This window comes from Asaia sp. W19, from assembly GCF_003994335.1.
Taxonomy (GTDB): Bacteria; Pseudomonadota; Alphaproteobacteria; order Acetobacterales; family Acetobacteraceae; genus Asaia.
In genome coordinates this window covers 99,176-112,996 of sequence record NZ_PNQZ01000043.1, presented here as the reverse complement: position 1 = coordinate 112,996, position 13,821 = coordinate 99,176, and the positions used below count along the sequence as shown (strand labels likewise).

The 13,821-nt window shown below is 60.5% G+C and carries 15 protein-coding genes; 6 read left to right on the top strand and 9 right to left on the bottom strand.

Going from position 1 to position 13,821, the window contains the following annotated elements:
- The first annotated feature begins 91 nt into the window (after nt 1-91).
- From uvrC to C0V97_RS08760, 3 genes are all read left to right on the top strand, one after another.
- Nucleotides 92-1,978, top strand: coding sequence for an excinuclease ABC subunit UvrC (uvrC, locus tag C0V97_RS08770; protein WP_199751749.1), 1,887 nt, complete (start codon nt 92-94; stop codon nt 1,976-1,978).
- Nucleotides 1,979-2,077: 99 nt separating this feature from the next.
- Complete coding sequence (pgsA, locus tag C0V97_RS08765) at nt 2,078-2,683, top strand: CDP-diacylglycerol--glycerol-3-phosphate 3-phosphatidyltransferase (RefSeq protein WP_127102236.1); 606 nt, start codon at nt 2,078-2,080, stop codon at nt 2,681-2,683.
- A 121-nt stretch (nt 2,684-2,804) separates the two neighbouring features.
- Nucleotides 2,805-3,347 (top strand): hypothetical protein, encoded by a 543-nt coding sequence (locus C0V97_RS08760; protein ID WP_233582063.1) that lies wholly within the window; start codon nt 2,805-2,807, stop codon nt 3,345-3,347.
- A 122-nt stretch (nt 3,348-3,469) separates the two neighbouring features.
- On the opposite strand, the gene C0V97_RS08755 is transcribed toward C0V97_RS08760, so the two are convergent.
- A complete protein-coding gene (locus tag C0V97_RS08755; protein WP_127102234.1) occupies nt 3,470-4,327 on the bottom strand; it encodes a DMT family transporter in 858 nt (285 codons plus the stop codon).
- Between the two features lie 147 nt (nt 4,328-4,474).
- Between C0V97_RS08755 and C0V97_RS08750 the strand changes: the two genes are divergently transcribed.
- Complete coding sequence (locus C0V97_RS08750; protein ID WP_233582062.1) at nt 4,475-5,872, top strand: PLP-dependent aminotransferase family protein; 1,398 nt, start codon at nt 4,475-4,477, stop codon at nt 5,870-5,872.
- A gap of 19 nt (nt 5,873-5,891) precedes the next feature.
- Here the strand turns inward: C0V97_RS08750 and lexA are convergent, their stop codons facing one another.
- On the bottom strand, nt 5,892-6,617 hold the full coding sequence (lexA, locus tag C0V97_RS08745; protein ID WP_127102232.1) for a transcriptional repressor LexA: 726 nt from the start codon (nt 6,615-6,617) through the stop codon (nt 5,892-5,894).
- Between the two features lie 234 nt (nt 6,618-6,851).
- On the opposite strand from lexA, the gene rpmG reads away from it, so the two are divergent.
- A complete protein-coding gene (gene rpmG / locus C0V97_RS08740) occupies nt 6,852-7,019 on the top strand; it encodes a 50S ribosomal protein L33 (protein WP_023977387.1) in 168 nt (55 codons plus the stop codon).
- Between the two features lie 329 nt (nt 7,020-7,348).
- Here the strand turns inward: rpmG and C0V97_RS08735 are convergent, their stop codons facing one another.
- Both C0V97_RS08735 and eno read right to left on the bottom strand, forming a co-directional pair.
- Nucleotides 7,349-7,678: a septum formation initiator family protein gene (locus tag C0V97_RS08735; protein WP_127102231.1), complete on the bottom strand. Its 330-nt coding sequence runs from the start codon at nt 7,676-7,678 to the stop codon at nt 7,349-7,351.
- 112 nt (nt 7,679-7,790) lie between these two features.
- Complete coding sequence (gene eno / locus C0V97_RS08730) at nt 7,791-9,071, bottom strand: phosphopyruvate hydratase (protein ID WP_127102230.1); 1,281 nt, start codon at nt 9,069-9,071, stop codon at nt 7,791-7,793.
- Nucleotides 9,072-9,170: 99 nt separating this feature from the next.
- Here eno and C0V97_RS08725 point away from each other — a divergent pair, with 99 nt between their 5' ends.
- Complete coding sequence (locus tag C0V97_RS08725; protein WP_127102229.1) at nt 9,171-9,659, top strand: DUF3429 domain-containing protein; 489 nt, start codon at nt 9,171-9,173, stop codon at nt 9,657-9,659.
- On the opposite strand, the gene C0V97_RS08720 is transcribed toward C0V97_RS08725, so the two are convergent.
- The 5 genes from C0V97_RS08720 to tpiA form a co-directional block, all read right to left on the bottom strand.
- Nucleotides 9,647-10,120, bottom strand: a complete 474-nt coding sequence (locus C0V97_RS08720) for an OsmC family protein (RefSeq protein ID WP_127102228.1) — start codon at nt 10,118-10,120, stop codon at nt 9,647-9,649. The two genes, C0V97_RS08725 and C0V97_RS08720, sit on opposite strands and share 13 nt — an antisense overlap.
- Nucleotides 10,110-10,937, bottom strand: coding sequence for a 3-deoxy-8-phosphooctulonate synthase (kdsA, locus tag C0V97_RS08715; protein WP_127102227.1), 828 nt, complete (start codon nt 10,935-10,937; stop codon nt 10,110-10,112). Before kdsA ends, C0V97_RS08720 begins: the two co-directional genes overlap by 11 nt.
- A complete protein-coding gene (locus tag C0V97_RS08710) occupies nt 10,934-12,565 on the bottom strand; it encodes a CTP synthase (protein ID WP_127102226.1) in 1,632 nt (543 codons plus the stop codon). Before C0V97_RS08710 ends, kdsA begins: the two co-directional genes overlap by 4 nt.
- A gap of 92 nt (nt 12,566-12,657) precedes the next feature.
- Nucleotides 12,658-13,008 carry a preprotein translocase subunit SecG gene (gene secG / locus C0V97_RS08705; RefSeq protein ID WP_127102225.1) on the bottom strand — a complete coding sequence of 117 codons (351 nt, stop codon included), beginning with the start codon at nt 13,006-13,008 and terminating at the stop codon, nt 12,658-12,660.
- Between the two features lie 34 nt (nt 13,009-13,042).
- A complete protein-coding gene (gene tpiA, locus C0V97_RS08700) occupies nt 13,043-13,792 on the bottom strand; it encodes a triose-phosphate isomerase (protein ID WP_127102224.1) in 750 nt (249 codons plus the stop codon).
- Nucleotides 13,793-13,821 lie beyond the last annotated feature (29 nt).

The following is a 13,821-nucleotide window of genomic DNA, read 5'->3' as shown; positions in this document are numbered from 1 at the left end:
AATTTGTCACGCGATCCCCCACAGACTTATCCACATGTTCCGTGGATGAAGTTCGGGAGAGACACACGACCCGGGGGCGGATGTGAACACGGTGGTACAGCACGGAAAGGAGCAGTCAGGACCAGACGCTTCCCCCTCCATCAAGGAAGGGCCGGAGGCGATCCGCGAGGCGCTCAAGACCATCCCGTTTTCTCCCGGTGTCTATCGGATGCTGGGTGCCAAGGGGGAGGTGCTCTATGTCGGCAAGGCCCTGAGCCTGAAGAAGCGCGTCTCTTCCTATCTGCGTCTAAACCAGTTGCCCGAGCGGTTGCGGCGGATGGTAGGGCTGACCCACTCGATGGAGATCGTCACGACGCGAACGGAGGCGGAAGCGCTTCTGCTCGAGGCGAACTACATCAAGAAGATGAAGCCGCGCTTCAATATCCTGTTGCGTGATGACAAATCCTATCCCTGGATCATGCTCACAGAGGGTCATGATTTCCCTCAGATCACCAAACAGCGTGGTCGTCCGATCAAGGATGCCACCTATTGGGGCCCATTCGCCTCGGCCTGGGCGGTCAACCAGACGCTCAATCTGATTCAGCGCAGCTTCCTGCTGCGCTCATGCAGCGATTCCGTTCTGAACACGCGCACACGGCCCTGCCTGTTGTTCCAGATCCGGCGTTGCTCGGCGCCTTGCGTGGATCGCGTAACGCCCGCGCAATATGCCGAGCTCGTTGACGAGACCAAGCAATTCCTCTCGGGCAAGAGCCAGGATGTGTACAAGACCCTTGTCGAGGAGATGGAAAAAGCGTCTGAGGCGCTCGAATTCGAGCGTGCTGCGGCGATACGCGACCGTATACGCGGCTTTTCCAGTATGCAGGAATCAGGGATCATCAACCCGGCATCGATTGGGGACGCCGATATCATCGCGCTCTGGCAGCAAGCCGGGAAGACCTGCATCCAGGTCTTCTTCATTCGCAACAGCCGCAATAACGGCAATCGCGCCTTTTTCCCGGAGCATGCCGAGGATGACGGTGCAGGCGATATCCTCGCGGCTTTCCTGCTACAATTTTACGACGACAAGCCGCCGCCGCCCCAGATCCTGCTCAATAGCGATCCGGCCGAGCTCGATCTCGTCTCTGAGGCCTTGAGCCTCAAGCGTGGCAGGAAAGTGGAGCTGCTCCAGCCGCAGAGAGGTGAACGCAAGGATGTGGTGCGCCATGCCGAGACGAACGCGCGCGAGGCTCTGGAGCGGCGTCTGGCGGAGAGCGCCGGGGTGAGTAAGTTGCTGGATGGCGTCTGCTCGGTCTTTGGACTTGATACGCCGCCGCAGCGCATCGAGACCTACGACAACTCGCACATCATGGGACAACACGCCTATGGCGTAATGGTGGTGGCCGGGCCGGAGGGCTTTACCAAGCGGGCCTATCGCAAATTCGCCATCAAGGGGCCGGTCACACCGGGCGATGATTTCGGCATGATGCGTGAGGTCATGGAGCGTCGCTTCGGCAAACGTGATCCGGAGGCACCGGATGAACGCCCGCAGGATTGGCCCGACCTGTTGCTGATCGATGGCGGGTTGGGGCAGTTCAACGCTGTGCGTGCGGTCCTTGAAGAGCTCAACGTGCGGGATATTCCGATCGTCGCGATCGCGAAGGGGCCGGACCGTGACGCGGGGCGCGAGTGGTTCTTCCAGGAGGGCAAGACGCCCTTCCAGCTTCCGCCCAATGACCCTGTCCTCTATTACCTGCAGAGATTGCGGGACGAGGCGCATCGCTTTGCGATCACGACCCATCGTGCGGGGCGCAGCAAGGCGATCAAGACGTCTGAGCTCGACAGCGTCCCGGGTATCGGGGCAGTGCGTAAGCGTGCGTTGCTGACTCGTTTCGGTTCGGTCAGGGGCGTTCGCGGGGCCAGTATCGAGGAGCTCGCTTCTGTGTCGGGGATCAATTCCGAAATCGCCCGCACGATTCATGCATTTTTTCATCCGCAATGAGGTCACAGAAGCTATGAAGGAGGGGCGACACCGTCCTATCATGACGCACGCCTCCTTTCCGTGCATCGGCGCCTCCACCGGCGGCTTCAGGAACGATTCATGCTGACAGATCTGCCCAATATCCTGACCCTGCTCCGCATTGCGTCGATTCCTGTGCTGATCGCGCTGATCGCCTTTGCAAGCCCGCTGACGGATGGCATCGCCTGTCTGCTCTATATCGCGGCCTGCATCACCGACTATCTGGATGGCATGCTGGCGCGGCGCTGGAAGCAGGGATCCGAGCTCGGACGCATGATGGACCCGATCGCCGACAAGCTGCTAGTCGGGGCGTTGCTGCTCGCGCTGGCCGGTTATGGACGTCTGGTCGACGGAGCACTCTTCGCTGCCATCGTCATTCTCGTGCGCGAGATCATGGTCAGCGGTCTACGTGAATTCATGGCGAGCCAGCGGGCTACGCTGCCATCCACGCGTCTTGCGAAGTGGAAGACCGGTATTCAGATGGTGGCAATCGGTTTCCTGCTTGCCGGAGATTCCATGCCCCGCCTGATCGGACTTGGAGATTTTTCCTGCACGACGCTTGGCGCGTTCCTTCTCTGGTTCTCGGTCATTCCAACGGTGCTGAGCGGTTGGGGCTATCTGGTAACCGGGCTGTCGCGCATGATGAGCGCGCATAGAAATGGGTCATCTGCAAAGGTGAGCCACTAGTATTACGCGCGATACATGTTCTGTATCTGGCGCTGAGTGCGGCTAGCGACTAAGAGAGTCCATCAGACATCCCTTGGAGTAGATGATGAGAAAGGCCGCTCTTTTAGCGATTCCGGTTTTCTTGAGCGGTTGTTCAGGCCTTGGCAAGTCGATCTCGGACACGGCTACCCTTCCTGGGGCCAATCCGAACCTGCCCGAAGGGTCTTCCGAAAACATGGAAAAGGTAAAGGGGCATGCCTATCTGGCAATGCCGCTCCTGCCTGAATCCGGCAATATCTGGCCCGGTGCCCCTCAGCCTCTGCCCACATTGCGCGATGTCGAGGCATCTCCGAACGGGCTGCGCGACGCACTTTCAGATACCCACAGCTATTTCGGCTCGATGGTCAAGGATCACGGGGTGGATGCAACGCTGAGCCCTCAGCTCGATGACGGCAAGTCGCTTGCGATCGGCGAACATGACGCCGTGCTTCATGGCGTGCACACCGGCGAGCGTCCGTCTCTCTCGTCGTCTGTTGAAGATAATGCCCATAAATATATCTCGCCGTCGCGCAGCGGAACGATCGTCATTCCAAATGGTGACGGTACCAGCACCTTGATCGCGCCGGATGGTACGGTGCGTGTGACCAAGGACAAACCTGCCGGGGACAAACCTGCCGGACACTGAGCGGTCGGGAGAGCAGGTTCCCCCCTGGTGGTTGAAGCCGTCTTCGGGGGGCGGCTCCTTCAACGACCCCGCTCTTGTTCCTGCCGCGTGGGCAGGGCGATGAGCGTGGCACCGCAATATCCTCACGCTGTGCGTCGAGCGCCAAAGACACATCCCAGAACGATCAGACTGACCCCAACGAGGAGGGGAGGAATACGCTCCCCAAGAATGAGCGCCGAGAGGGCCAGCCCACCGAAAGGCTGCAGTAATTGCAACTGGCCGATCCGGGCAATCCCGCCTTGTGCCAGTCCATGATACCAGAACACGAAGCCCAGCATCATGCTGAACAGGGCAACATAGGCCAGCGCCCCCCACGCGGAATGAGGAATCTCTCCCCAGGCACGGGGATGGGTACAGAGTGCGAGAATGCCCATGGGCACGAGGGCCAGGAGGAGCGCCCAGGAAATGACCTGCCAGCCCCCAAGGCTGCGTGAGAGCGCCGCTCCCTCCGCATAGCCCAGCCCGCAGACGAGGATCGCGGCGAGCATCAGGCCATCGCCGAGTAGAGAGCCGCCATGGGTCTGTGTCAGCGCATAGCCTGTCACAGCCCCGGCCCCGGCAAGCGAGAGGAGCCAGAACGCCAGTGAAGGCCGCTCCCCTTTGCGCAGCACGGCAAACAAGGCCGTACTCAAGGGAAGAAGACCGGTCCACATTGCGGAACGCACGGCATCGATATGCTGAAGGGCGCAGGCCGAAAGCAGCGGATAGCCGACGACGACCCCGAGAGCGACGCTGAGTAGTGGTATGACCGCATCCCTACCGGGGCGAGGCTGCCTCAGGGCGAGTAAAAGCGCGAGCCCGAGCAGAGCGGCAATGACCGCACGCGCTGCTGTCAGGAACAGGGGAGGGAAGCCAGCCTCCGCGAGCCTCGTAGCGGGCAGAGAGCCGCTGAATATCGCGATACCGATCAACCCACTCACCGTGCCGCTACCCTGTTTCATGAAACCTCCAGATCATTGCGAAGATCATGGAGAGGTGGCCGCATGCAGACCATGGACAGTTCCGTACGGTTTGACCAAACTGCTTGGCAGACAGAGCCATACAGTTGCGAAATCGATATGAGAAAATCAGGGGTTACGGCGCACATCGTGGATACCCTGCGCCGCCGCATTACAACGGGCACTCTGACGCGTGGAGAGAAACTTCCGTCGATCCGAGGTCTTGCCGCGCGGAACAGCGTTTCACCGTCCACCATCGTCGAGGTTTATGAGCGTTTGGGCGCTGAGGGGCTGATCACCGCCCGCCCGGGTTCCGGCTATTATGTACGGGAAACGGCATTGCAGGACAGGCCGTGCAGCCCTCGCCGTTATCATGCCATGGACCCGTTCTGGGTGTCGCGCCAGGCTTTGGAGGCCGATCCGGCGATCATGCAACCAGGCTGCGGCTGGTTGCCCGAAGCCTGGATGCCCAATGCAGCCTTGAGTCAGGCGCTGAGAAGCATTGCGAAGGAAGTTGGTCCTGTAATGACCGGTTACGGACCCGCCATGGGGGACCAGGCTCTGCGCGAGGTATTATCGCGGCGCTGGGCCGAGATGCAGTTCTTCGTGCCATCAGAACAGATCCTGCTGACAGGCTCCGGCACACAGGCGGTCGATCTCGTATGCAGGGTGATGCTCAAGCCCGGCGATTGCGTGATCGTCGATGATCCCTGCTACTTCAATTTCCGGGCTCTTCTGGATGTCCATCGTGTCAGGGTCGTTGGTGTGCCCTATGGGGCGGAGGGGCCGGATATCGTTGTCCTCGGTCAAATCCTGGAGCAGCATAGCCCGAGGCTCTATCTGACCAACTCGGCCATACAGAACCCTACCGGGGGGAGCCTGAGCCTGAACGCCGCACACCGGATCCTGACGCTGGCTCAAAATCATCCTCTGACCATCGTGGAAGACGATATCTTCAGCGACTTCGCGCCTCAGGGGACGGCCAGTCTAGGCTCACTTGATGGCCTGTCCCGGGTGATCCGTGTCGGGTCGTTTTCAAAGACACTTTCTGCCTCATTGCGCTGCGGCTATATCGCCGCAAAGCCGGAAATCATTGAGGCGCTCGGAGATTTGCAGATTGCGACCGGTTTTTCCGGGGTAAGTCCCGTCGCTGCCAGTGTGGTGCGCCACGTTCTGACCGGGGGGGCCTATCGCCGCCATCTAGACACCCTTTTCGGCCGCTTGGCCAGGGCGAGGCGAGAATGTGCCAATCGCCTGGCAGCGATCGGTATTGTGCCCGAAATCTTGCCACGCGGGGGCTTCACACTCTGGTGTCGTTTGCCAGAAGGGAGAGATGCGTCTGCTCTGGCCCGGCTTGCGCTGGAGGAGGGCATCGTTCTCGCCCCAGGAGCCGTATTCAGTGTCTCCGGTTCAGCGACGACGTATATGCGTTTCAATGTCACGCAGATGGCTGATCCCGAGATATTCCTGAGGCTGGGAGCCCTTATGGCCTGTCTGTCACCGGGCTCTTCCGGAGCCTCCGTGGCGGAGAGAGGGAGCCCGGAGTGATGGCAGGCGCGACGAGACGTCAGGTATACTGACGGTAGAGTCCGATCAGGACACCCTGAATGCTGACCCGGTTTTGCGGAAAGATCTGCGTTTCATAAGCCGGGTTGGCCGGTTCAAGCGCAATCGACTTGCCCTTCTGGCGCAAGCGTTTGAGCGTTACCTCCTGCCCATCAACGAGGGCCACGACGATCTGACCGTTCTCTGCCGTTTCAGCCTGTCGGATGATCACCGTATCCCCGTCGAGAATACCTGCCTCGATCATCGAATCACCGGAAACGTGAAGCGCATAATGGCGGCCATTACCAAGCTGGGCTGCCGGGATGTCGATCTGTTCCCCCTGGTCCCTGAAAGCTTCGATGGGCAGGCCCGCAGCGATGCGACCGAAAAGCGGCACGCCTACGACGGAAGTGGCCGTGGTCTCGACTGAGGCGGGAAAGGCGCGGTCGCGACTATGGGCGAGGCGCGGAAAGCTACCCGTGGCTCCGGATTGGGGCTCAGTCAGCGCCTGGGGTGGGGGGACAACAGTATCCATGACCGGAAGGCGCACGATTTCGAGCGCCCGCGCACGATGATGGTGCCGCCGCAGAAAACCGCGCTCTTCGAGAGCAGAGATGAGGCGATGGATGCCGGATTTGGAGCGGAGTTCAAGCGCTTCCTTCATTTCGTCGAAAGAGGGGGAAAAACCAGTCCGCTTGAGATAGCCATCTATATAAAGCAGGAGTTGGTGTTGCTTGCGTGTGAGCATGGGTCCCTCTCTCCTGAGCGTATGCCATAGGGTACGTCACCCGCCCGGAATTTATATGTTCTTCTTAAGTTCTTGCTTCGATCCCTTCAAGATTTTTTCCCCGGAACATCAAAATTAATCCACTGTTCTGGCGGAAACACTTGACCTGCGCGCGTAATCCACGCATTTAGGCCCCAGCTTGAAAACGCTGCCGTTCATGTCGCGCGCAGCGACAGATCAGTTTGCGAGGACCCCATGGCCAAGACCAACGTCATCCAGATCCGTCTCGTTTCGACCGCGGATACCGGATATTTCTACGTCACCAAGAAGAACGCCCGCTCTGCGACCGGCAAGATGGAAGTGCGCAAGTACGACCCCGTCGTTCGCAAGCATGTCGCGTTCCGCGAAGCCAAGATCAAGTAAGATCCGCTTTCGCTGACGGTGCATTTGAGGCGGCTCTTCGGAGCCGCCTTTTTTGTGCCTGGACGGCTCGGAAGGACGCTCCCAGCGCTCGGTGGAAAATCGTTCAGCTCAGGCTAGAGCCCGAGTGTGCGGTGAACTTGGTGTAAGTGCCGAGCTGGTATTCGCCTCAGGCCTCATGCGCGTGTTGTGACGGATGATCAGGCGATCTGGACCATTCGCGGGGGGAAGGGGCGGAGGAGGGGGGGCCACCTAACCTTGCGGCACCCGGTGAGCCGAAGCGCTCAGTTTCGGATGGCTCGGGGGCGGTCTCGGTAACGGTGAACCGCAGCTCAGTAAAGCTTCTCGTGCGGGCCGTAAGGGATGACCGTATCGCCATTTCGCGCGAGGTTAAGCATGGCGCGCGAGCGTTCGTCCAGCATATCAGCGTCGAGCGCACGCTCATTCAGGCTGCCGATGCGACGCTTCCAGACCGCTTGCTCGTCATTAGCGTCTTTCTGAGCCTGAAGGGCCTGATCCATAAACTTCAGCTGCTGGTGATACGCCTTGAGTCCGTGATCACCCTGAAGGGCATTCCACCCGAAATAGGCCGTCAGCCCGAGAAACAGGGCAGGGGGAACGACGGCACGCACGACGCGTCGGATAGCACGAACGATCTGCACGGGAACTCCAGGATGGCAAGCGGGCCGGTGGAACTGATCCTAGCCCCAGCCAGGCACCGCTTACAATCGCGCATTTGAGAAAGGGAGCGAAAAACGCCCCCCTTGCGTCAAATCAGGCGCGCGGCAGGATGGAGCGGCCTGCGTAACGTGCTGCGGTAGCCAGCTCGTTTTCGATCCGGATGAGCTGGTTGTACTTCGCTGTACGATCGGAGCGCGAGAGCGAGCCGGTCTTGATCTGACCGCAATTCGTGGCCACTGCCAGATCGGCAATGATCGAATCTTCGGTCTCACCCGAGCGGTGGCTCATAACGCATTTATAGCCGGCGCGATGCGCGGTTTCCATGGCGCGGAGCGTTTCGGTTAGCGTGCCGATCTGGTTGACCTTCACCAGAAGTGCGTTCGCGGTGTTGCTCTCGATGCCACGCACCAGACGCTCGGTATTGGTCACGAACAGATCGTCACCGACGAGCTGCAGCTTGTGGCCAAGCTTGGCGGTCAGTTCGGCCCAGCCTTCCCAGTCATCTTCTGCCAGACCGTCTTCGATCGACACGATCGGATAACGGGCGGCGAGATCGGCCAGATAGTCGATCATGCCCGAGGAATCGAGATCGCGGCCTTCGCCATCCATCTTGTAGCGGCCATCGCGGTAGAATTCGGTGGCGGCGCAATCGAGCGCGAAGGTCACGTCCTCGCCCAGACGATAACCGGCGCCCTCGACCGACTTCGAGATGAAGCCGAGAGCCTCGTCAGCCGATTTCAGGCCGGGAGCGAAACCGCCTTCGTCACCGACATTGGTGTTGTGACCGGCGGCGTGGAGATTCTTCTTCAGATGGGCGAAGATTTCCGAACCCATGCGCACGGCGTCCATGATCGTCGGTGCACCGACCGGCTGGATCATGAATTCCTGGATGTCGATGGGGTTGTCAGCATGCTGACCGCCATTGACGATGTTCATCATCGGCACGGGCAGGGTGTGGGCAAATACGCCACCGACATAGCGGTAAAGCGGAACATCGAGCTCGAGCGCGGTGGCCTTGGCAGTTGCAAGCGACACGGCAAGGATGGAATTGGCGCCCAGACGCGCCTTGTTCGGCGTGCCGTCCAGCTCAATCATGGCTTCGTCGATGGCAATCTGATCGGACGATTCGGCGCCCTGCAGCGCATCGAGGATTTCGCCTTCTGCGAAGGCAGCAGCCTTCAGAACGCCCTTGCCACCATAGCGCGACTTGTCGCCATCGCGCAGCTCGACAGCTTCATGTGCGCCCGTCGAGGCGCCCGACGGAACCGCTGCGCGACCTTTGGCGCCCGAGGACAGTTCAACCTCGACTTCGACGGTCGGATTGCCACGGCTATCCAGAATCTCGCGAGCAATGATATCAATAATGGCGCTCATTGGGGGCTCCCTGTTTGAACGTTCGAACTTCGGGCATCACAAGGCGTCGAGACACCGGCGCTGTCAACTGGCGTTATGTGAAATGAGGATGGATATTCCGTGAGACCCCTGTCACCGCTCGTGATTTTCCTCGGTATCGGCGGATTGGTGCCGTTCGTGACCCTTGCCATGGCGGCCCTGTTCTGGGGAAGTCTTGGCCCGATCACCCATATCGGCGTGGCGATGCTGGCCTATGGCGGCTGCATCCTGTCCTTTCTCGGGGCGGTCCATTGGGGGCTGGCACTCGAACAACCCGCCATCATGCCTGCACAGGGTCTTGGCGCCATCAATCGCCGCCGCCTGTTTTTCGGTGTGCTGCCCTCGCTCTGGGCATGGGTCGCCATCTATGCAGGTGTGATCTGGGCGCCCCGGGGCGGCATCCTGATGGAGATGATCGGTTTCCTGCTGGTCCTGGCGACCGAACGTGCCGCCTATCGCAAGGGGGCGCTTCCTGCGGGGTATTTTCCGTTCCGCGCCTTGCTGACGGCCGTCGTCGTGCTGTGCCTTGCGGCATGCCTGAGCGCGCCGCTGCAGCCTTACACGATCTGAAAGACGGGCTCGCAGATCACCGGGAAATTGACCGAACGTGCGATGAAGCAGTGCGCGTGGGCCTGATCGTGGAGGGCCTGCGCCCGGGTGATCGAACTGCCACTCGCCAGCGTGATCACAGGCCTCAGGAGCGCACTTTCGAACGCCCCATCGCCCTGCGGGGTCTCCATCATCACGGCTTCGGCAGAGTCCCGATAGGCGGTGACGACGATCCCCGCTCCGGCACAGAGCCCGAGATACCAGAGTTTGTGACATGCGCTGAGCGACGCAAGAAGCAGCTCGCCAGGATTCCAGCCCGTCGGGTCACCATGGAAGCTGGGATCGGCAGAGCCATGGATGACCGGCTTGCCCTCGGCCGTAATATCGTGATTACGGCCATAGACATGCCAGGACTGCGTGCCATGGCCATGATTGCCCTTCCATTCGGTTTCGACCGAATAGAGATGACGCTTAGAACCCATTGGACTTCGCAAGGCTGTCGAAGGCCTGAAGGGTCTTGAGCAAGCCACGCATCTCAGTCAGCGGAACCATGTTCGGACCATCGCTCGGGGCCTGATCCGGGTTCTCATGCGTTTCGATAAACACTGCGGCAACCCCGATAGCCACAGCCGCGCGCGCCAGTGTCGGTACGAACTCGCGCTGGCCGCCCGACGCACCGCCGAGCCCTCCGGGCTGCTGAACGGAATGGGTAGCATCGAATACCACCGGATACCCGGTAGAGGCCATGATGGGCAGGCCGCGCATATCGCTCACGAGCGTGTTATAGCCAAAGCTCGTACCACGATCGCAAAGCATGATCTGTTCGTTGCCTGTCGAGGCGATCTTGGCCGCCACATTGGCCATGTCCCAGGGGGCAAGAAACTGACCCTTCTTGACGTTGATTGCGCGTCCCGTCTCACCGGCGGCGAGGAGCAGATCGGTCTGGCGGCACAGAAAGGCCGGGATCTGCAGGACATCGACGGCCTCTGCGGCAGGCGCACATTGTTCGGCGCTGTGGACGTCTGTCAGCACAGGACAACCGAACTCCTCGCGTATCCCTGCAAGGATATCGAGGCCCTCCGCAAGGCCGATCCCGCGCTGCGCCTTTAGCGAGGTACGGTTCGCCTTGTCGAAAGAACTCTTGTAGATCCAGCCGATACCCATATCGGCGCAGATCTCGGCAAGCCCCGATGCCATTTCGCGTGCGTGGGCGCGTGATTCGATCTGGCAGGGTCCCGCAATGAGCGTGAAGCTCTGCTGGTTACCGATCGTCAGATTGCCGAGAGAGATTGTGGTCATGCGAGGCGAGCCTTCTTGACGGCAGCCTCGATGAAGCCAGCGAAAAGGGGATGGGGTGCGAAAGGCTTGGACATGTATTCCGGATGATACTGCACACCGACGAACCAGGGATGATCCGGATATTCCACGATCTCCGGGAGCACGTCGTCAGGAGACATGCCGGAGAAGACGAGGCCTGTCGCTTCGAGTTGCTGGCGATAATGCACATTCACTTCGTAACGATGGCGATGGCGCTCGCGCACCTCGGTCGTTCCATAGATTTCGGCTGCACGCGATCCCGGCTTCAGCTTGGCGGGGTAGGCACCCAGGCGCATCGTGCCGCCCAGCTCACCATGTTCGCGGCGACGGAGCATCTCGTTGCCGCGCGCCCATTCGGTCATGAGACCCACGAGCGGCTCTTCAGTGGGGCCGAATTCGGTCGATGACGCCTTTTCAAGCCCGGCGAGAGAGCGGGCGCATTCGATCACCGCCATCTGCATACCAAAACAGATGCCTAGGAACGGCACGCCGTTTTCGCGCGCATAGCGCACGGCCTCGATCTTGCCTTCCGAGCCACGTTCCCCGAAGCCGCCCGGCACAAGAATGCCGTCCACACGACCAAGTGCGGAGATCGATTCAGGGTTTTTCTCGAAGGTTTCGGATTCGACCCATTCGAGGCGAACCTTGACCTTGTTGGCGATACCGCCATGGAGCAGGGCTTCGATGAGCGATTTGTAGCTGTCGAGCAGCGCTGTGTATTTTCCGACCACCGCGATACGGACTTCGCCGTCAGGATGACGCAGCGTGTCGACAATCTTCGTCCAGCGGCTCAGGTCGGGCTCGCCCTCAACCGGGAGGCCGAAATAGCGCAGGACCTCATTATCCATGCCTTCCTTGTGATAGGAAATCGGGCAGGCATAGATCGTATCGACGTCGAGCGCGGCAATGACCGCCTCGGGACGCACATTGCAGAAGCTGGCAATCTTGCGGCGCTCATTGGTCGGGATTGCGCGATCCGAGCGGCAGATCAGCATCTGGGGCTGGATGCCGACATTCTGCAGTTCCTTCACGGAATGCTGTGTCGGCTTTGTCTTCAGCTCACCGGCTGCCGGAATATAGGGCAGCAGTGTGAGATGGACGCACATCGTATGCGCCGGACCCAGATCGTTGCGCAGCTGGCGGATCGATTCGAGGAAGGGCAGGCTTTCGATATCGCCCACCGTGCCGCCGATCTCGACCAGAACGAAGTCATAGCCATCCGTTCCGGCAACCACCGCTTCCTTGATGGCGTCGGTGATATGGGGAATGACCTGAACGGTCGCGCCCAGATAATCGCCGCGTCTTTCACGCGCGATCACCTCGGAATAGATGCGGCCAGTCGTTGCGTTATCGGCCTTGCGGGCGTGAACCCCGGTGAAGCGCTCGTAATGGCCGAGGTCGAGATCGGTCTCGGCCCCGTCATCTGTCACGAACACTTCGCCATGCTGATAGGGGCTCATCGTCCCCGGATCGACATTGAGATAGGGGTCGAGTTTGCGCATGCGGACCTTGTAGCCGCGCGCCTGGAGGAGAGCCGCAAGAGCTGCTGATGCAATGCCCTTGCCGAGAGAGGAAACCACGCCACCGGTGATGAATACGAACCGAGTCATGGAAGGCTCTCCTACACCGGATCGTGTCCCTAGGGAACGAGAAGAATGCCGCCACAGACACTCCGGCGGCAGAAATTTTACGCTCTGTTGCTTTACTGCTTCGCCGGAGCGGTCGCGGGGGCCGCTGGCGAGGCCGGAGCAACATTCTGGGTCGTTGTCGCTGCGGCGGGGGCCGGGGCGGGCTGCGCCAGAATATCACTGCCGCCATTGGTCGAGGCGCCCCGGTTCAGAACAGCCAGCAGTAGGCAGAGCACCATGAAAACGCCCGCCAGAACGGCGGTGGTGCGGGTCAGAAGGTTGGCGGTGCCGCGGCCGGTCATGAACGAACCCATGCCCTGGCTGCTGCCGATACCAAGCCCGCCACCTTCGCTGCGCTGGATGAGGATGACGCCAATCAGGGCAATGGTCACGAAGAAATTGAGAACGAGCAGCAGCGTGGTCATGTCCGGCTTTCAGGTAAACACAATAGATATGCCGTCAGGACGTCGACGAAAGACCCGCCTGGGCGATGCCGAGAAAAGACCCGGCAGAAAGGCTGGCTCCGCCGACGAGCACGCCTCCCACGCCGGAAACAGCGAGGATGGACGCGGCATCTTCGGGCTTGACTGAGCCGCCATACAGGACGCGTGTCGCTTTGTCATCCGTTTCGAGGTGATCTGCCAGTACCCGATGCAAGAACACCATGCGGGATTCGATATCTTCCTGCGTTGCTGCCCTGCCGGTACCAATTGCCCAGATCGGCTCATAGGCAACGATGCCCTCGAAGTCGGATGGGAGGCTTTGCGTGATCTGCTCCGTCAGCCAGGGTTCCGCCTGACCGTCCTCCTTTTGCCGGGCACTCTCTCCCACACAGATGACCGGGCACAGGCCAAATTCCCGTGCGCGCTGAGCCTTGTGGCGAATGCGGGCATTGGTTTCATGATGATGCTCGCGTCGCTCGGAATGCCCTAGTATCACGTGACTCACCCCGAGATCGGCAAGCATTGCGGCTGAGATGTCTCCGGTATATGCCCCTTCTGCCTCAGCGTGGCAGTCCTGTGCACCCAAGCCGATCCCATGTTCGCGCAGCAGGGGGGCAAGGTAATGCGTCAGGGTGAAGGGCGGCGCCAGAACCACATCGCGCTGCGCGCAGGCAGGCCCGATGGCAGCGGCAATTTCATGGGCCAGTGTCATTCCATCGCCACGCAGGCCATGCATCTTCCAGTTGCCGATGATCATCTGGCGCATCAAGCTTTCTCCACTCTCCCGGATGCTTC